The organism is Maribacter sp. 1_MG-2023 (genome assembly GCF_030547005.1).
GTDB lineage: Bacteria > Bacteroidota > Bacteroidia > Flavobacteriales > Flavobacteriaceae > Maribacter.
Genome location: NZ_JAUOPN010000002.1, coordinates 205,389 through 223,537, shown reverse-complemented (window position 1 = coordinate 223,537; position 18,149 = coordinate 205,389). Strand labels below are relative to the sequence as shown.

At 34.9% G+C, this 18,149-nt stretch carries 18 protein-coding genes; 7 read left to right on the top strand and 11 right to left on the bottom strand.

Annotation, left to right across the window (positions count from 1 at the left end; all coding sequences use genetic code 11):
- The first annotated feature begins 9 nt into the window (after positions 1-9).
- The 5 genes from Q4500_RS03840 to nadD all read left to right on the top strand — a co-directional run bounded on the left by Q4500_RS03840 (position 10) and on the right by nadD (position 3,747).
- Positions 10-747 carry a DUF1080 domain-containing protein gene (locus Q4500_RS03840; RefSeq protein WP_303598418.1) on the top strand — a complete coding sequence of 246 codons (738 nt, stop codon included), beginning with the start codon at positions 10-12 and terminating at the stop codon, positions 745-747.
- Between the two features lie 12 nt (positions 748-759).
- Positions 760-1,584: a DUF1080 domain-containing protein gene (locus Q4500_RS03835; RefSeq protein WP_303598417.1), complete on the top strand. Its 825-nt coding sequence runs from the start codon at positions 760-762 to the stop codon at positions 1,582-1,584.
- Between the two features lie 132 nt (positions 1,585-1,716).
- On the top strand, positions 1,717-2,574 hold the full coding sequence (locus Q4500_RS03830; RefSeq protein ID WP_303598416.1) for a YicC/YloC family endoribonuclease: 858 nt from the start codon (positions 1,717-1,719) through the stop codon (positions 2,572-2,574).
- A complete protein-coding gene (gene gmk / locus Q4500_RS03825) occupies positions 2,575-3,156 on the top strand; it encodes a guanylate kinase (RefSeq protein WP_303598415.1) in 582 nt (193 codons plus the stop codon).
- A gap of 6 nt (positions 3,157-3,162) precedes the next feature.
- Entirely contained in the window at positions 3,163-3,747 is a 585-nt protein-coding gene (nadD, locus tag Q4500_RS03820; RefSeq protein WP_303598414.1) for a nicotinate (nicotinamide) nucleotide adenylyltransferase, read from the top strand.
- On the opposite strand, the gene Q4500_RS03815 is transcribed toward nadD, so the two are convergent.
- From Q4500_RS03815 to Q4500_RS03805, 3 genes are all read right to left on the bottom strand, one after another.
- Entirely contained in the window at positions 3,744-4,463 is a 720-nt protein-coding gene (locus tag Q4500_RS03815) for a DUF6503 family protein (protein ID WP_303598413.1), read from the bottom strand. The two genes, nadD and Q4500_RS03815, sit on opposite strands and share 4 nt — an antisense overlap.
- Positions 4,464-4,495: 32 nt before the next feature.
- Positions 4,496-6,763, bottom strand: a complete 2,268-nt coding sequence (locus Q4500_RS03810; protein ID WP_303598412.1) for an inorganic phosphate transporter — start codon at positions 6,761-6,763, stop codon at positions 4,496-4,498.
- Positions 6,764-6,996: 233 nt separating this feature from the next.
- Positions 6,997-7,395, bottom strand: coding sequence for a carboxypeptidase-like regulatory domain-containing protein (locus Q4500_RS03805; RefSeq protein WP_303598411.1), 399 nt, complete (start codon positions 7,393-7,395; stop codon positions 6,997-6,999).
- Positions 7,396-7,569: 174 nt separating this feature from the next.
- Here Q4500_RS03805 and Q4500_RS03800 point away from each other — a divergent pair, with 174 nt between their 5' ends.
- Complete coding sequence (locus Q4500_RS03800; protein ID WP_303598410.1) at positions 7,570-8,913, top strand: deoxyguanosinetriphosphate triphosphohydrolase; 1,344 nt, start codon at positions 7,570-7,572, stop codon at positions 8,911-8,913.
- Here Q4500_RS03800 and Q4500_RS03795 read toward each other — a convergent pair.
- Together Q4500_RS03795 and Q4500_RS03790 are read right to left on the bottom strand one after the other, a co-directional pair.
- Positions 8,910-10,037 (bottom strand): DUF3078 domain-containing protein, encoded by a 1,128-nt coding sequence (locus tag Q4500_RS03795; protein WP_303598409.1) that lies wholly within the window; start codon positions 10,035-10,037, stop codon positions 8,910-8,912. The two genes, Q4500_RS03800 and Q4500_RS03795, sit on opposite strands and share 4 nt — an antisense overlap.
- Positions 10,034-11,800: a 1-deoxy-D-xylulose-5-phosphate synthase gene (locus tag Q4500_RS03790; protein ID WP_303598408.1), complete on the bottom strand. Its 1,767-nt coding sequence runs from the start codon at positions 11,798-11,800 to the stop codon at positions 10,034-10,036. Before Q4500_RS03790 ends, Q4500_RS03795 begins: the two co-directional genes overlap by 4 nt.
- Positions 11,801-11,863: 63 nt before the next feature.
- Here Q4500_RS03790 and Q4500_RS03785 point away from each other — a divergent pair, with 63 nt between their 5' ends.
- On the top strand, positions 11,864-12,307 hold the full coding sequence (locus Q4500_RS03785) for a nucleoside deaminase (RefSeq protein ID WP_303598407.1): 444 nt from the start codon (positions 11,864-11,866) through the stop codon (positions 12,305-12,307).
- 70 nt (positions 12,308-12,377) lie between these two features.
- On the opposite strand, the gene Q4500_RS03780 is transcribed toward Q4500_RS03785, so the two are convergent.
- From Q4500_RS03780 to aspS, 6 genes are all read right to left on the bottom strand, one after another.
- Positions 12,378-12,569, bottom strand: coding sequence for a cold-shock protein (locus Q4500_RS03780; protein ID WP_299798355.1), 192 nt, complete (start codon positions 12,567-12,569; stop codon positions 12,378-12,380).
- A 70-nt stretch (positions 12,570-12,639) separates the two neighbouring features.
- Positions 12,640-12,906, bottom strand: a complete 267-nt coding sequence (locus Q4500_RS03775) for a hypothetical protein (protein ID WP_303598406.1) — start codon at positions 12,904-12,906, stop codon at positions 12,640-12,642.
- 8 nt (positions 12,907-12,914) lie between these two features.
- Positions 12,915-14,699 (bottom strand): chloride channel protein, encoded by a 1,785-nt coding sequence (locus Q4500_RS03770; RefSeq protein ID WP_303598405.1) that lies wholly within the window; start codon positions 14,697-14,699, stop codon positions 12,915-12,917.
- Between the two features lie 35 nt (positions 14,700-14,734).
- Positions 14,735-15,589 carry a tetratricopeptide repeat protein gene (locus Q4500_RS03765; RefSeq protein WP_303598404.1) on the bottom strand — a complete coding sequence of 285 codons (855 nt, stop codon included), beginning with the start codon at positions 15,587-15,589 and terminating at the stop codon, positions 14,735-14,737.
- Entirely contained in the window at positions 15,561-16,106 is a 546-nt protein-coding gene (locus tag Q4500_RS03760; RefSeq protein WP_303598403.1) for a hypothetical protein, read from the bottom strand. Before Q4500_RS03760 ends, Q4500_RS03765 begins: the two co-directional genes overlap by 29 nt.
- A gap of 129 nt (positions 16,107-16,235) precedes the next feature.
- Positions 16,236-17,990: an aspartate--tRNA ligase gene (gene aspS / locus Q4500_RS03755; protein WP_303598402.1), complete on the bottom strand. Its 1,755-nt coding sequence runs from the start codon at positions 17,988-17,990 to the stop codon at positions 16,236-16,238.
- Between the last annotated feature and the right edge of the window lie 159 nt (positions 17,991-18,149).

Below are 18,149 nucleotides of genomic sequence, written 5' to 3'. Positions count from 1 at the left end.
AGAGCACAAATGAAGAAAGTTATAGCTAGTGTAGCTTGTTTATTGGCATTCATTGCATGTAAAGAAGAGAAAAAAGAGACATCTGAAGCTGCTGTTGAAAAAGTAGCCATTATTGAAAATGACTGGGAAGTCTTATTCGATGGTTCATCATTAGATCAATGGAAAGAGTTCAAAACTGACGGAGTAAGTGATGCTTGGAAGATTGAAGGTGACGCTTTAGTATATACGCCTCCTGCAGAGGGTGAGGAGTCTACAAACCACGATCTTGTAACAAGACAAGACTATACCAATTTTGTATTGAGCTTAGATTGGAAAATATCTGAAGCAGGAAACAGTGGTGTTTTCTGGGGCGTTAATGAAGATGAAAAATTTGGGACGGGTTATCAAACAGGTCCTGAGATTCAAATTTTAGATAATGAAAAGCACCCAGATGCTAAAGCAGGTACAACGCATCAAGCAGGTGCTTTGTATGATATGGTTTCACCAGCTACAGATGTTACTAACCCTGTTGGGGAGTGGAACACTATGGTTATTACTGTAGATCACAATGCGCACATAGGTAGTGTTACCTTAAACGGAACTGTAATGGTAACATTCCCAGTAGCAAATGATCAATGGGATGCTATGGTCGCAAAATCTAAATTTGCAGGTTGGGACGGATTTGGTAAATACACAAAAGGAAAAATCGGATTACAAGATCACGGTAATATAGTCGCTTTTAGAAACATAAAAATTAAACAACTTTAACTGTATTTAGGTATGAAAAATAGATACTCATTAGTACTGTTAGCTGCTTCTTTGGGAGTAATATCTTGTCAAGAAAAAGTAACGGTAGATGCTGATAGTCGCATTGAAGCTGTAATAGATAGTGTAATCGTTTATGAAGAATACATGGGTGAAGAACCTACTACGCCCGAAGGAACTGAATTTTATGAACCTAAAGTTGCGGTGGTAAAACCTGGGGAGACGAATACAGCTCCAAGTGATGCTGTTGTGCTTTTTAATGGTACTGATTTAGATAATTGGATCAGTACAAATGATAGTACTGCAGCTAAATGGCATTTAAACAAAGATGGTAGTATGACGGTAAATGATAAAACCGGAAACATACAAACCAAGCAAAATTTTGGAGACGTTCAATTGCATATAGAATGGAAATCTCCTTTGCCAGTGCAGAGAGATAATCAGAATAGAGCAAATAGCGGTGTTTTTCTAAACGGCATATATGAAGTGCAAATTCTAGATCAAAATGATAATCCGACGTATGTAAACGGACAAGTTGGTTCTATTTACAAACAACATGTGCCTTTAGCTATGGCTTCTGTGCCAACGGGTGATTGGAATACGTATGATATTATTTACCATGCGCCAGTATTTAATGTTGATGGCGGAAAAATAAAATCAGGTGATATTACTGTAATCCATAACGGAATTTTGGTTCAAGATCATGTGGAGCTTAAAGGTACGACCCCTTATATAGGCTGGCCTAAAAACCCTGCTCATGGTAAGGGACCATTACTATTACAAGATCACGGCGACGATAGTCGTGTTAGTTTTAGAAATATTTGGGTAAGAGAACTTTAATATTTTATCAGTTAGAATTTAAGGAGTAGACAAGATATTTTTTTGTTTACTCCTTTATTAATTATGTAAGGTGAGATGATTATCGTTGAAATTTTCATTTACCTTACCTTTGTCTTAATCTAAAATGTATTTATGATTCAATCAATGACCGGCTTTGGAAAGCATGTAGTTCAATTGCCTAATAAAAAAATTACGGTAGAAATAAAATCGCTTAATAGCAAGAGCATTGATTTAAATGCACGTATGCCTTCAAGTTATCGCGAAAAAGAATTAGAACTACGAAAATTGGTCGCTAATTCGTTGTTGAGAGGTAAGGTAGATTTTAACCTATACGTTGAGCTTACAGGTGATACAACTTCAACCCAAGTTAATGAAGTTGCTGTAAAACAATACATGAACCAATTAAAGAGCATTGCCGATGGCGATGATTTAAGATTGTTAGAAATGGCATTGCGTTTTCCTGATGCTATGAAAACGGATAAGGAAGATATAGATGAATCTGAATATGAGGCTATCAAAGAGGCATTACAAGGTGCTTTGGTAGAAATCAATGAGTTTAGATCAGAAGAGGGCAGTGTGTTAGAGAAAGATTTTCTAGAAAGAATATCTTCTTTGAAAAAATTATTAGAAGAGGTTATAAGCATTGATCCTGATAGACAATCTACTATTCGCGAACGTTTAGAAAAGGCAGTACAAGATTTAAAGGCAGATGTCGATGCCAATAGATTTGAGCAAGAACTTATTTACTATTTAGAGAAATATGATATTACTGAAGAAAAGGTACGCTTAGCGAATCATTTAGACTACTTCAGTAAAACATTACAGTCAGACGATAGTAATGGTAAAAAATTAGGCTTTATTTCTCAAGAAATTGGTCGTGAAATCAATACGATCGGTTCTAAAGCAAACTTTGCTCCAATGCAACAAATTGTTGTGCAAATGAAAGATGAGTTAGAGAAGATTAAAGAACAAATGTTAAACGTATTATAGATGAAAGGTGGTAAGCTAATCATTTTTTCTGCACCCTCAGGAAGTGGGAAAACAACCATTGTGCGCCATCTATTGGCACAACCAGAATTAAATTTGGCTTTTTCTGTATCTGCAACTTCACGACCAAGGAGAGGTAAAGAGAAGAATAAAGAACATTATTATTTCATGTCAGTTTCTGAGTTCAAAAATCATATTAAAAATGATGATTTTTTAGAGTGGGAAGAAGTATATAGAGATAACTTTTACGGGACTTTAAAAAGTGAAGTAGAACGACTTTGGGCAGAAGGCAAGAATGTCATTTTTGATATTGATGTTGTTGGCGGTTTAAGAATTAAAAAGAAGTTTCCTGATCAGACACTGGCTGTTTTTGTGAAACCACCAAGTGTCGATGAACTTAAGATTAGACTTAAAAAGCGAAGCACCGAAAGCGAAGACAAAATAAACATGCGCGTTGCAAAAGCTTCTGTAGAATTGGCAACAGCACCACAGTTTGATAAGATTATTAAGAATTATGACCTTGATGTTGCTTTACAAGAGGCAATAGACTTGGTAGCCGATTTCGTTTCTGAAGATAAAGAATAACTGAGCATGAAGAAGGTAGGATTATATTTTGGCACCTTTAACCCTATTCATATCGGTCATTTGGTTATTGCGAACCATATGGTAGAGTTTTCAGACTTAGATGAGGTTTGGTTTGTAGTAACGCCTCAAAGTCCGTTTAAAGTCAAGAAAACGCTTTTAGACAATCACCAAAGATTCGAAATGGTGTATGAGGCAACGAAAGATTATGAAAAGTTGAAACCTAGTAATATCGAATTCAATCTGCCGCAACCAAATTACACGATAAATACGCTTGTTCATTTAGGAGAAAAGTACCCCGAAGGATATGATTTCTCATTGATAATGGGCGAGGATAATTTGAAAGGACTTCATAAGTGGAAGAATTATGAAGCTATCTTAGATCTTCATCATCTATATGTTTATCCAAGAATATCTGAAGGGGCTATTGAGCATCAATTTAAGGAGCATGAAAAGATACATCGTGTAAATGCACCTATTATGGAAATCTCTTCGACTTTTATTAGAAGAGAGCATAAGAAGGGTAAAAATATTAAACCTTTATTACCACCAGAAGTGTGGAAATATATGGATGAAATGAATTTTTATCGCTAATCTATAATATTCGCTTTACGAAGATTATCAGTAGCTAAAAATACATCGCCTTTGTTGTAATGCCACTTGCGTACTTTAGGTATCTTAATTCCGTTTACGGTTATCATTTCAGAAAGTAAAATATATTCTCCGTCGTTTTTACTTTCATCATGAAAGAATTGATAGACTTCCATAGCGTAAGTCTTTGGGTCAAAGTAGAAGTACCAAGTATCGTTACCTACTTCTTTTTCATACGTAGCTTTTAAAACTAGGTACTCTTTGCCTTTAAAGGTTTTCTTAATCACTTTGCTATCTATAATGGTGCCAGGGTCCTTTAATTTCATAGGCAGCCCATATAAATATGTGTAGTAGTTCTTCATCATTTTAGCGCGATCACAGCTAATGTTCATGCTATCTTTTATCTTAGGGAAAATAGAAGTGCTTCCATTTAATTTTAAAGTACAATCGTTGTTATCTAATTCAGATTCAATAACGTAATTGTCTTTGGTAACGGTAGTTTTAAAATAATTCTCAGGTAATTTCATTTCTACTACTGTACTACGAGGACTTCCTTTCGGATTTTCCATCTCAATCAGCATTTTACCTTTAAATGTAGGCCAATTGTCTTCTGGGTCATGAAATGCTATTGCTCGTTCTAATAATTCGTTGCCGGTTATTTCTTGGGCATGATTATAAATACCTGTTAGCAGTACCGTGAACAAGATGATATATTTCATAAATATGGTTTTTATTAAATATAGAATATGACTTAATCTAAGGTTGCAGGGGCAACGTCGGCATCATGTTCTTTGTAATACAATTCTAAAAGATCCATGGTTGCTGTCATTAGATCTTTTGTCTCAAGCAAGATGGTGAAATACAAGGTCGTGTTTTTAGGACTTGATTCCTCAGATCTTGTACGTTCTACTTGTGCACTTATTTTTTGAGAAACTAAATCATATAGTTCTTGCTTATTATTAAGAATAGTACCGATTTTTTCAAACGATCTTTCTTCAAAAGCATGGTAAGTATTATCTAATATCTCTGCTAATTTTATATCTATCTGCTTAAGTTCTTTTATTTGATTGTACTTTAACTTCTTATGATTATTGTTAACATGCTTATGGCTTACTTTACCAATATACTCCAACGATTGTGAAATATCGGTCAAATGCCCCATGGCATTAATGTAGAAATTACTGGCACCTATATGAGCTTCTTCTAGATTCTTAATAAAATAGAATGTATGGTTCCTTAAGTCTTCAATCTCGTTTGCCAATTTAGCGCCCTGCTTCTTGTTTTTATGAAGCGAGTTGAGGTCTTGTTTTGCTAATCCGTTAATAGAATTAGAGTATATTTTGTTAGCTCGTTTTACAACGTTGGCAATGTTTTTTGCACTTTCTTCAATAACACCTTGAATAGAGCTACTTTCTGCACGCTCTAAAATTTCTTCTTCTTTTGTCTCTTTTAATTTTTTAGTGTGAGATAAGTAGTTTTTACCAATTAAGACAAAGGCGAATACTAACAATGCACTGATGGCATAAATACCACCTAAGTGAATAATGTAAGCTATAATTGCTGCAGCTAAGAATGCTACGATTGCGGTAAAGAACCATCCGCCTATTACATTAAGTACACCTGCAACTCTATATACGGCACTTTCAGAACCCCAAGCTCTATCTGCTAAGGATGTTCCCATAGCTACCATAAATGTTACATATGTAGTAGATAGCGGTAGTTTTAATGAGGTTGCAAGAGAGATTAATACACTTGCTACCATTAAGTTTACCGAAGCTCTAATAAGGTCAAAAGCCGGTTGGTCTTTTGCCTTTGCCTTTAGGGCATATGAAGTTGGCTTTACAAATTGGGTATTAATTCTATTTTGTAATGAAACTGGTATTAACCCGTTTAAATTTTCAGATGCTTTAATAGAAAATTTCACAATTTGTCTAGAAAGATAATTAGGCTCAAAACGTTCATCACCCTCGTCTTGTCTAGAAAGGTCTACACTGGTTTTTACAACGTTTTTAGCTTTTGAAGAAAACCATAATGTTACTACCATGATAACCCCTGATGCTAATAGTAAATAGGTAGGTGTTTGTACTGCAACAGCCAAACCTTTCATATTATATTCAGAAGCCAATTGACCAGAATCTGACCAGCTTAAGAAAGATTCGTAAGCTGCTAGTGGTACACCAATAAAGTTTACTAAATCATTACCTGCAAAAGCCATAGCCAATGCAAACGTGCCTAGAATAATAATGATGGTATAAATATTCCATTTCATAAAAGTAGTTGCCAGCCATGATAGCGCAAACCATATTATAAAATTACCTAATAGAAATAACTCAGGATTGTCAGAGATAAGAATAGCTGTTTCTGGGTTTATGATTGAGGTTCCTTTTAAACCTTTAATAAGTATGAAGTATATGATAGCTGTTATAGCCATACCACCAAAAATTGCACCGACCCATTTTGGTTTATCGTTGAATTTGAAGGATAATAGAATTCTAGTAAAAAATTGAACAATGGCACCAATGGTAAAGGCTATAACCACAGAGAGTAGTATGCCAATAATAATTTCAGTAGCCTTGTCTGTATTTATGTAATTTGAAAGATGGGTAAAATTACCGTCTCCTGAATATATTTTAACTAATGATATAGCAACGGCTGCACCTAATAACTCAAAAACGATAGATACCGTGGTTGAAGTAGGCATACCCAAAGTGTTGAAAAAATCTAGTAAGAGAATATCGGTTATCATAACAGCCATAAAGACAATCATGATTTCAGCAAAGACAAATTCTGATGGATTGAATATTCCTTTTCTAGCTACTTCCATCATTCCGCTTGAAGAAACTGCTCCGAAGGCAATACCTACGCTGGCTACAAGCATGATTGTTTTAAAAGAAATCGCTTTTGAACCTATTGCCGAATTTAAAAAATTGACAGCATCATTACTAACACCAACAATTAAATCTGTTATTGCTAAAACTGCTAGAGCAATAATCATGAATAAATATATGTTCTCTCCCATCAAAAAATTAAATAAGGAACAAAAATGATACTATAAATTATCATTAAGGTTAAAATAAGGTTATGAAGTTAATTTCGTAAAAGTTGTAATGATTTTTAATTATCACAAAGAAACTAAGTTTAGTGGATGAAAATACTAATTTCTTTTCGAAAAAGGATTTTTTCTGCTGTAATCTAAGGGGCTTTTCTAAATGAAAAACTTGAAAGGTACCTTATGCTTAGAAAAATGAAAGGTTACTTCGTTTTATTTGCAGCTAATTCTAAGGTGCTTAGCGCATCTTCTGTAGTGGCACTAACTTTAGCTGTAGAAGGCATTGGTAGGCTTTTAGCATAAAGGGTTTCAAAAATTTCAGTTTGTTCTCCTTCTTTAACTGTTATTTCTAGGTGCATTGGTTCATACCCTACAAATTGAACTAAAATTTTATGTGTGCCAGGTGCTACCTCATTAAATTCAAAATTACCTCTAAAATTCGTATGCGTAGTAAGAGCGGAGTTGTCTATAGATACTGAAGCCATTAATAATGGTTCATTAAAAAACTCGCCGTCTAAAACTTTACCTTTAATAGAACTGGTCTCTTGTGCAAAAGACAAAGAGCAAATCATTAAAGCGAACAGAATGTAGATTTTCTTCATAAGTAAAATAACTGTTGCAAAGAAAAGGACTCAAGGTTAAGATAAGGTTATCTAAGCTTTATTAATATATGTTTTAAAGGTTAAGGTTCTAGCACAGAATATTTTACTGTAATTAATACTAAGGTTATTAAAATGGGCAAATGCCGTATCTTGCTGGCTTTAAAATTGATGAGCATGAATTGGGAGCAATTACTTTCTTTACGAAGACAAGGCGATAAAAATAAGAGGTTACGAAATGAGCAAGATGAAACCCGTTTAGGGTTCGATGTAGATTACGACCGTATCATATTTTCATCGGCTTTTAGAAGTCTACAAGATAAGACCCAAGTAATACCGCTTTCAAAAACTGATTTCGTACATACTAGATTAACCCATAGTCTTGAAGTATCTGTCGTCGGTAGAAGTTTAGGTAGATTGGCCGGAAAAAAAATTATTGAGAAACACCCGTATTTAAAAGAGGTTCATGGCTATCAATTCAATGATTTTGGTGGTATTGTTGCTGCAGCTGCTTTGGCACATGATATTGGTAACCCACCCTTTGGACACAGTGGTGAAAAAGCTATTGGAGAATATTTTAAAACCGGAAACGGATTTAAATTTAAGGAGTTACTTTCTGAAGTAGAATACCAAGATATTATCGATTTTGAGGGTAACGCTAACGGATTTCGATTAATGACACAAGATAGGGCTGGGGTTTCTGGCGGACTCCGTCTTAGCTATGCTACGTTGGGTGCTTTCATGAAATACCCAAAAGAATCTTTGCCTAAAAAACCAAGTAAACACATTTGTGATAAGAAATTCGGATTCTTTCAAAGTGAAAAATATATTTTTGACGAAGTAGCTCAAGATTTAGGATTATCAACTAGAAGCAACAACGGTACTATTTCTTATGGTAGACATCCATTGACATTTTTGGTAGAAGCTGCAGATGACATTTGTTATACTATAATTGATTTTGAAGACGGCATTAACTTAGGTCTTATTTCTGAAGATTATGCCTTAGAATACTTAATAAAACTGGTTAAGGATACCATAAATACCAATAAGTATAATTCTTTGGAGTATATGGAAGATAGGCTTAGCTATTTACGAGCCTTAGCAATTAATACGCTTATACAAGATGCGGTTTCTATATTCGTCGAGAATGAAGAAAGTATCTTAAATGGCACTTTTGAAGTCTCTTTATTGGACAAAAGTAGATACAAAGCCCAGATAGAAGATATTATAAGCTTAAGCGTTCAAAAACTATATCAATCTCAAGAAGTGGTAGAAAAAGAGATTGCTGGGTATACTATTATTTCTGATATTTTAAATGTTTATATCGATGCTTTAATTGGAAAGAAAAATAATAAGGCATCTAATTATCATAAGCTCATTTTAAGAACATTACCGGGTTTCTATCAACAAACAGATGCATCTTTATATGAAATTGTATTGAATACGTGTTGTTATGTTGCCAGTCTTTCTGATAGCGCAGCTGTGCATATTCATAATAAGATTAAGGGAAAACAGCTTTAAAAACCATATAATATACCAACGCCAAGTACTTGTTTGAATTGAATTTTAGGTACACCAGGATCTATTATTGTTCCATTATCATTTTTGACCACATCAAAAAGAATATCGTCATCATATATTATTTGAGTGCCTAAACTTGTGCTTATGAACTTATTTACTTTCATGTTAAGAGTGAGTTCCCAATCTATGTCAACATTGCCAAAATTTTTAATATAGTCCATATACAAATTCAGTCTACTCTTCAATTCAATATTATCGGCAACATTGATGTTTAAGTTATTGGTAATGAGTACACCTATTCCCAATAAATGGTTTTTTCCTGGTGTAATAATATTTCCATCAGCATCTAAAACTGCCGCTTGAACACCAAAAGAACCATTATTTGCTAATTCTTGATCTAAAACGAAGGTTGATCTTTGAGTTAAAGGCGATAAATAGAGATTGAATTTTTCATCTTTGGTAATGTAAGAGGTACCAGCACCAAATAGTACATAACCAGGAGCCATAAATCTAGAAATTGGTGTATCTCTGTCAGGATACTTGTAGCCATTGGAGAACTGGGTATTAAAATTAAGTTGTACAGAGTAAAACCACCTACTGGTATTATTTTTTTTAAAACCAAGGTTTGAACTTAAACGAATTACATCTTCTGTTTTTCTAAGCTTGCGTCCTTCTTGAGCGTTTAAACCATAGCGTAGTTCTAAATTATTATCCCATTGGAAATTACTGAATTTATACTTTCTGGCAAACTTCAAAAAACCTAGGCCACTTATGGCATTGTCTCCACCTGCATTCCAATTTATAAAGGCAACTTCACTTATATTGATGCCGAAACTATTTTCTGTTTCCCAAAAAGATGGAACTCTAAAACGTTGAAATCCTTCTTGTAACGTTTCTGTCTTTTTAAAATCTATATTCGGTATTTGAAGATTTACATCTTTTCTAGGCGAATAAATTTTATCTACCGTTCTACGTATAACTATAGTGTCAATGGCTATACTGTCTACCACTACACTATCAACAATTATAGGTGCCGGTATAGTATCTTGACCATAAGATAATGAGGTTGTTAAAATAAGTAGTATAAATATACTCTTAAGAAATTTTGAGACTATGGCTTTCATAGAAATTGTTGTACATATTGTTTTACGGACATCTTATCTATTCCTGCTTTTACATACAATTTTTCGGTAGCACCGTGTGTAATAAAAGCATCAGAAATGCCAAATATCTTAATTATTTTATGGATTCCAATATTATTTGCAAATTCTAACAAACCACTTCCAAATCCGCCAATCGCTGAACCATCTTCTAATGTAATGATATGATTAAATTTCTGAAATATTTCTTCTAATAAAGTTGAATCTAAAGGTTTTATGAAAGGGAAGTTATAATGGGCGATTGCTGGGTTGCTATCTAATTCATTAATCAATTCCGTAACCATATTGCCAATGGGTCCTGTGCTTAGAATAGCAACTTTACTTCCTTCTTTTAAAAGTTGACCTTCCCCAATATTGAGTTTTTTCATTGGTACTTGCCAATTCACTTCTTTTCCACGTCCACGTGGATACCTTATCGCAATAGGATGGTCTAAACCTAACTGAGCCGTGTACATGATGTTTCTGAGCTCAATTTCGTTTAGAGGAGAACAAATTATAAGGTTAGGTATACACCTTAAATATGAAATATCGAAAACCCCATGGTGCGTTGGCCCATCTTCACCAACTAAACCTGCACGGTCCAAACAGAAAATAACGGGTAGGTTTTGTATTGCTACATCGTGTATAACTTGATCATAGGCTCGTTGTAAAAAAGTGGAGTAAATATTACAGAATACAATTAAACCGTCGGTTGCCATACCCGCAGCCAATGTTACTGCATGCTGTTCGGCAATACCAACATCGAAAGCTCTATCTGGTATAACCTCCATCATAAATTTTAAAGAACTACCTGTTGGCATGGCTGGAGTTATCCCTACAATTTTCTCATTTTTCAGGGCAAGTTCTACTAAAGTTTTACCGAATACATCTTGAAACTTAGGCGGTTCAATAGCACTGGTTTTCTTTTGTAGCTCACCTGTTTGTTTATCAAATTTACCGGGGGCGTGGTAGGTGACCTGATTTTCTTCTGCCTTTTGTAACCCTTTTCCTTTTGTGGTGATTACATGTAATAACTTAGGACCTTCAATATTCTTTAAACGTTTTAGTTCTTTTACCAAAACGGGCAAGTCATGACCGTCTATAGGACCAGTATAATTAAAATTAAGGCACTCGAAGATATTTTCTTCTTTTGCAGTACCTGTTTTTACGTTGGTTAAGTATTTTTTTAATGCACCTACGCTTGGGTCTATACCCATAGCATTGTCATTGAGTACGACAAGAATATTTGCATTGGTTACACCAGCATGATTTAAACCTTCAAATGCCATACCGCTTGCAATAGATGCATCACCAATAACTGCAATGTGTTGTCGTTTTAACTTCCCTTGTAATTGTGCTGCTAAAGCCATGCCTAACAAAGCTGAAATAGAGGTAGAGCTGTGCCCTGTACCGAAAGCATCATACTCGCTTTCTTGCATTTTAGGGAAGCCACTAATGCCACCTAATTGTCTGTTGGTATCAAAAACCTCTTTTCTACCGGTCAGTATTTTATGTCCGTATGCTTGGTGGCCTACATCCCATATTAACTTGTCTATGGGTGTATTGAAAACATAATGTAATGCTATGGTCAATTCTACAACACCTAAACTAGCACCTAAATGCCCTTCTTTTACAGAAACAATATCAATTATGAACTCACGTAATTCAACAGCCAGTTGCTCTAAATTCTTTACTGATAAAGTTTTTAGTTCGTTAGGTGACTTGATATGTTCTAGAATTGATTTCAAATTGTATCTATAATGGGCACAAAAATACTTTTTTAAAAATGAAACTATCGTATTTTTGAGGTTATGGTTTTACCTTACGATGATACTTATTTTATGAAAAAGGCACTTCAAGAAGCAGAATATGCATTTGAAGCTGGTGAAGTGCCTGTGGGTGCTGTAATTGTAGTGCAAGACAGAATCATTGCAAGAGCACATAATTTAACCGAAAAATTGAATGATGTTACGGCACATGCCGAAATGCAGGCAATAACTTCTGCAGCTAATTTTCTAGGCGGTAAGTATTTAAAAGATTGTACGTTGTATGTGACTTTAGAGCCGTGCCAAATGTGTGCTGGCGCGCTGTATTGGAGCCAGATTGGTAAAATCGTTTATGGCGCTACAGATGAACAGCGTGGTTGCGGAGTTATGGGAACAACTCTTCACCCTAAAACTAAAATATCTGGTGGTATTCTTGCTGATGAAGCTTCTAGTTTATTGCTTCAGTTTTTTGCCAAGAAAAGAAAATAGGATATTGAGCATAAATGAAAAACCACGCAAGCGCGTGGTTATCTAAATTTTTTTAAAAAAAAGAACATTGTTAAAGTACCTGCACTTGTCCGGCAACAGTACCTTTTCTTCCTTCCTCCTCCTCATAACTCACTTTATCACCTTCTCTAAGCTCAGTGCCGTGTAAAGAGGTGGCGTGAACAAAAATATCTTTTCCAGTTTCTTCATTGGTTATAAATCCATAACCCTTAGATTCATTGTAAAATTTGACGGTACCAATCATTGTATTGAAATTTTAATGTTAACATTCTAATTTACAATATTTTACGATTCATTGGTAGCGAATCGCACTATTAATTTTTCGGAGTGTCTTGATTATCAGTCTTTCTAGGCTCTTTTCCTTGCATTTTCCGTACATTTTCATCGGTAAGCATGTAATTATTGAATTTTTTACCCTTACTCTCTCGAATAAGAAAGAGCGGCATGGCAACTAAAAATAGCAATAAGGTACCTGAGCCTATATACCGATGTGATAGCACTTCTTCACCGGCATCTAAATTGAATCCGTAAATAATTAATCCGATTGAGATTAATACTATGGCGATAATTATATATTTCATGAGTTATTTTACTTTGTGAATTTTATAAGTTCTCTTCTGTACGCGGTTAATAGTTTTGATTTGGAAACAAAGCCCATGTATTTTCCGTTTTTGACTACGGGTAAATTCCACGCGCCACTATCTTGAAATTTTTGCATTACAATTTGCATACTGTCCAGCCCATAATATATATGATCGGGTGCTTTATGGGTAAATGTTTCCACCTTTGTAGTGTTGTACAATTTGGTATCGAACATAAACTCCCTAATATCGTCTAATAAAATAATACCCAAAAACATGTGATTTACATCTACAACGGGAAAAATATTTCGTGTTGATTTGGCGACAGAGTCGTGTAGCATTTCACCCAAGGTCATATCTGGGTGTACAGCTTTAAAGTTGGTTTCAATTACAGTGTCTAAATCCATAAGAGTAAGTACCGCTTGATCTTTATTGTGGGTCAGCAAGTCTCCGCTTTCAGCCAATTCTCTTGTGTAAATGGTGTAATCAACTGTGTTTTTTGTGATGATATAAGATATAGATGCTGTTATCATTAAAGGCACAAATAGGGCATAACCACCTGTAATTTCAGCAATAAGGAAAATAGCCGTTAGCGGAGCGTGCTGTACTCCCGCAATGAGACCTGCCATACCAATTAAGGTAAAATTACTTTCAGATACCGAAAACCCTAATCCAGAATTGTTAATCAATTTTGCCACTACATTGCCTAAAGCACTACCCATAACCATTGTAGGTATGAAAATTCCTCCTGCTCCTCCTGCGGCTAAAGTAGTGGTCATCGCTACCGCCTTAAAAATAGTAATACCGATCAAAAGTGCTATTACTACCCAAATATTGCCAATGTAAGCATCGAAAGGTGTCTTGCCCAAAGCTTTAATATGATCACCGATTAAAAGGTCGTTGATAAAGGAAAAACCTTCACCATACAGTGGAGGAATCATATACAACATAATACCTATAGCAAGACCACCAACTAAAAGCCGATATTTCGGACTCTTTAATGGTTTAAAAAGGTTGATTATGCCGAAGTACATTTTTGTAAAGTAAATAGACGCTACAGCGGTACCAACACCTAAGAGAATATAAAACAAGGTGTCTTTAACTTCAAAGGGTTCTGTAATAGAGAAATTGAATAGCACTTCGTTTCCCATAAAAAAGTAGGAGGTAAGTACACCGCTAATAGATGCTAATAAAAGAGGTAGCATCGATATCATGGTTAAATCTAAACTGAATACTTCAACGGCAAAAATAATGGCAGCAATTGGCGACTGAAATATAGATGAGATTGCACCTGCCGATGCGCAGGCAATTAATAAAGAACGTGTTTTGCTGTTAATATGAAAAAGCCTACCAAGGTTGGAGCTAATAGCGGCACCGGTTGCTACTGCCGGCCCTAATAAACCTACCGATCCACCAAAACCAACGGTTAAAGGAGCTATAATTAACTGTGTATAGACCTGTTTTACATCTATACGCCCCTTGTTTTTTGAAAGTGAAAATAGAATGGAAGAAACAGCATGTTTTAATTTCTCTTTATGAATATATTTTACGTACAGATAAACTAATGTTAAACCAATAATAGGAAGAATAAAATACAGTTGATTACTGGAGATATTAATTCCTTTTTCAAGGGATGCTTCTATAAAGTAAGTTATGTTCTTAAGGGTTACCGACGCCAAGCCTGCCAAAAGACCTACAACTACACTTAAAATGTAAACAAAGGTCTTTTGAGAGATATGTTTATATCTCCATTTGTAAATACTTTTTAAAATTTTATTCTTTTGGATGGGCATGGTTGAGCCATATCAGTGATAGGGTTCAAAGGTATTTAATTACTTGCTATGATTTTTGATTTAAGTTCTTCTAAATCTTCAAGATAAATTTGGCGTAAGGTTTCTACATAACCTCTGTTATTATAATACCCATTATTAAAATCTACAATGGCATCATCAATCATATTCATAGCCGCCTTTTTATTTCCCTTATTTAATAATAATTGCGCCTTATAATATTTGGCATCTGCAGAATTGGTGAAGTATTGAATGACTTTTTCAAAGTTTTCATTTGCTTTTTCAATGTTACCTGCTTCATAATACGCAATACCTCTATATAGAAATGCTTCAAGTTCTACCCAATCTTCACCAGAGTCCTCTGTTTCTTTAGTAATATGTTTGTCCCAATAAGCAATGGAGTTGTCATAGTCTTTTGCGCCTAAATAAGCAATGCCACGCCAAAAATAGACACTATGCCCTTGTGGATAATCTAAATAAGGAGTTATAGAATCTGATGCATTAAAATCTGCAATGGCTTTTTCATAATCTCTGTAGAACCACAGGTATAAATAGCCTCGCCAAGGCACCCATGTCGCTGGGTCATGTTTTACTGCTTTGTCAAATCTTGCTTTCCATTCAAGTGGAATTCCCCTTTTTAGAAAAGGAACGGAAATCTCCCTTAATGCATCTGCATTCGTACTATCTAAAGCTATAATTTTATCCAGAAGGGTCATCGCTTTTGGTGTCCCTTGAAAACTACCGTTAAAACCGTGCTTACTATTTTCAGTGTCCCAAATATCTTTTGCTATTAGTTTTGAATCTTCTGATGATCCTTCATTTAGATTTTCATTCTTACAGCTTAATGATATTAATAGTAAAAAACTAAGGTAATATTTCAACAATTTTTCCATCTTCTATTTTAAAAATCAAGTACATGTATTTGTCATTATCCGATTTGTTATTTGAAATAACCCAATTTTCCTTTTCTACCGTTAATTGAATTATTTCTTCAACCAAATCATTGTTGAGTTTTGTTATTTGATAATCTTTATTTAGCTTGTTTACCTCCATATCACCGACTTCACCTTTGCAATTAATAATAAAGCGAAGGTTAAGCATACCGTTATCATCATAGCGCTTACTATTGAAGTTAGATTGAATAAATTGTCTAAAATGTGCTTTGCTGTTATCAAAAACATTAAATCCTACACTAGAATAATATCCTCTGAGATGATTATTACTACATCGTTCAAAATTAGGAACAAAATCACGATTTGTAGGTGATAAATAACCGATATCGTGCTGATATTTTGAAGAATTTACTTCATATTTCAAATCATATTGATAATAAAAATATCCAATAACACCACCAATGATTACAACTATGCCCAATAAACTATACAATACAACTTTTACCCATTTTTTCACAAAGTGAATTTAACAAAAAATACCTTACTTAGTGTGGTGGTTGATTTGTAAGGTGTCTAATTGAAGAGAAGAGCAAACAAAAAATCCCGCACTAGGCGGGATTTTTTGTTATCACTTTGTCAAGATGGTTTATTCTTGAATATCCAACTTCAAGTTCAATTCTTTCAATTGTTCATTATCAATTGGTGCAGGGGCATCGATCATGACATCTCTACCGCTATTATTTTTAGGAAAGGCAATGAAATCCCTAATCGTTTCTTGTCCGCCTAAAATAGATACCAGTCTATCTAAACCAAATGCTAATCCGCCATGTGGTGGTGCACCGTATTGAAAAGCTTCCATTAAGAAACCGAATTGTGCTTTTGCTTCTTCAGGTGTAAAACCTAAATGTTTGAACATAGTTGCTTGCATATCCTTATCATGTATACGAATAGAACCACCGCCTATTTCGTTTCCATTCAATACTAAATCGTAAGCGTTTGCACGTACAGCACCTGGATCAGTATCCAATAATTCTAACTGACCTGGTTTTGGAGAAGTAAATGGGTGGTGCATTGCGTGGTAATGACCAGTTTCTTCATCAAGCTCCAATAATGGGAAATCAACAACCCATAATGGTGCGAATTCGTTTGGTTTTCTTAACCCTAGTCTGGTTGCCATTTCCATTCTTAAGGCGCTTAACTGTGTTCTTGTTTTATTGGCATCGCCAGAAAGTACACAAATAAGATCACCTGGTTTGGCGCCTGTTGCTTCTGCCCATTTTGCTAAATCGTCTTGATCGTAGAATTTATCTACGGTAGATTTAAAGCTTCCGTCTTCATTACATTTTACGTAAACCATACCATTGGCACCAACTTGTGGGCGTTTAACCCAGTTTACAAGAGCATCTAATTCTTTTCTAGTGTAAGACGCTGCATCAGGTACAGCAATACCTACTACTAACTCTGCAGAATTAAATACTCCGAATTCTTTATGCTGGGCAACGCTATTTAATTCAGCGAATTCCATTCCAAAACGAATATCTGGCTTATCGTTACCATATTTAGCCATGGCATCATCATAAGTCATTCTTGGGAATGAATCGATTTCAACACCATTTACTTCTTTTAAAAGGTACTTGGTTAAATTTTCGAATACATTAAGTATATCTTCTTGCTCAACAAAAGCCATTTCACAATCTATCTGTGTAAACTCTGGTTGTCTATCGGCACGTAAATCTTCATCTCTAAAACACTTTACAATCTGAAAGTATTTGTCCATACCACCAACCATAAGCAATTGCTTAAAGGTTTGTGGCGACTGTGGTAAGGCATAAAATTGACCTTCGTTCATACGACTAGGTACCACAAAATCACGAGCACCTTCTGGTGTAGATTTTATTAAATACGGCGTCTCAACTTCTATAAAGCCTTCACCAGATAAAAACTTACGAACGGCCATAGTAACCTTACTTCTAAAAATAAGATTGTTTTTCACAGGGTTTCTACGGATGTCTAAATACCTGTATTTCATACGAAGATCTTCACCGCCATCGGTTTCGTTCTCGATAGTGAAAGGCGGTGTTTTAGATTCGTTCAGAATAGTAAGTTCAGAAACTAAAACTTCTATATTACCCGTTGGGATGTTGGTGTTTTTAGAAGTTCTTTCAATAACCTCCCCCTTAATTTGAATAACAAACTCTCTACCCAAATTTCTTGCCTGCTCTAATAGCACTGCATTTGTGCGGTCTTCATCAAGTACTAGTTGTGTAATACCATAGCGATCTCTTAAATCTACCCAAACTACGAAACCTTTGTCTCTAGTTTTTGCTACCCAACCGGATAGTGTAACCGTTTGGCCAATATGTGATTTTCTTAATTCCCCGCAGGAATGGCTTCTATACATAACATGTGCTTTAATGAAAGGGCAAATTTAAGAAGTCTATTTCATTATAGGTCTATATTAAACGCACGTTTTATAGGATGACCGGTTTGGTTGATATTAAATTGAATTTTACTTAACTATCTTAAAAACAGTTAAATATGGCTTCAATGTAAATTTAAT

What these genes read in the sequence shown, in the direction of transcription:
- Q4500_RS03840 (WP_303598418.1), top strand. Translation starts at nt 10, where the DNA reads ATGAAGAAAGTTATAGCTAGTGTAGCTTGTTTATTGGCATTCATTGCA.
- Q4500_RS03835 (WP_303598417.1), top strand. Translation starts at nt 760, where the DNA reads ATGAAAAATAGATACTCATTAGTACTGTTAGCTGCTTCTTTGGGAGTA.
- Q4500_RS03830 (WP_303598416.1), top strand. Translation starts at nt 1,717, where the DNA reads ATGATTCAATCAATGACCGGCTTTGGAAAGCATGTAGTTCAATTGCCT.
- gmk (WP_303598415.1), top strand. Translation starts at nt 2,575, where the DNA reads ATGAAAGGTGGTAAGCTAATCATTTTTTCTGCACCCTCAGGAAGTGGG.
- nadD (WP_303598414.1), top strand. Translation starts at nt 3,163, where the DNA reads ATGAAGAAGGTAGGATTATATTTTGGCACCTTTAACCCTATTCATATC.
- Q4500_RS03815 (WP_303598413.1), bottom strand. Translation starts at nt 4,463, where the DNA reads ATGAAATATATCATCTTGTTCACGGTACTGCTAACAGGTATTTATAAT.
- Q4500_RS03810 (WP_303598412.1), bottom strand. Translation starts at nt 6,763, where the DNA reads ATGGGAGAGAACATATATTTATTCATGATTATTGCTCTAGCAGTTTTA.
- Q4500_RS03805 (WP_303598411.1), bottom strand. Translation starts at nt 7,395, where the DNA reads ATGAAGAAAATCTACATTCTGTTCGCTTTAATGATTTGCTCTTTGTCT.
- Q4500_RS03800 (WP_303598410.1), top strand. Translation starts at nt 7,570, where the DNA reads ATGAATTGGGAGCAATTACTTTCTTTACGAAGACAAGGCGATAAAAAT.
- Q4500_RS03795 (WP_303598409.1), bottom strand. Translation starts at nt 10,037, where the DNA reads ATGAAAGCCATAGTCTCAAAATTTCTTAAGAGTATATTTATACTACTT.
- Q4500_RS03785 (WP_303598407.1), top strand. Translation starts at nt 11,864, where the DNA reads ATGGTTTTACCTTACGATGATACTTATTTTATGAAAAAGGCACTTCAA.
- Q4500_RS03780 (WP_299798355.1), bottom strand. Translation starts at nt 12,569, where the DNA reads ATGATTGGTACCGTCAAATTTTACAATGAATCTAAGGGTTATGGATTT.
- Q4500_RS03775 (WP_303598406.1), bottom strand. Translation starts at nt 12,906, where the DNA reads ATGAAATATATAATTATCGCCATAGTATTAATCTCAATCGGATTAATT.
- Q4500_RS03770 (WP_303598405.1), bottom strand. Translation starts at nt 14,699, where the DNA reads ATGCCCATCCAAAAGAATAAAATTTTAAAAAGTATTTACAAATGGAGA.
- Q4500_RS03765 (WP_303598404.1), bottom strand. Translation starts at nt 15,589, where the DNA reads ATGGAAAAATTGTTGAAATATTACCTTAGTTTTTTACTATTAATATCA.
- aspS (WP_303598402.1), bottom strand. Translation starts at nt 17,990, where the DNA reads ATGTATAGAAGCCATTCCTGCGGGGAATTAAGAAAATCACATATTGGC.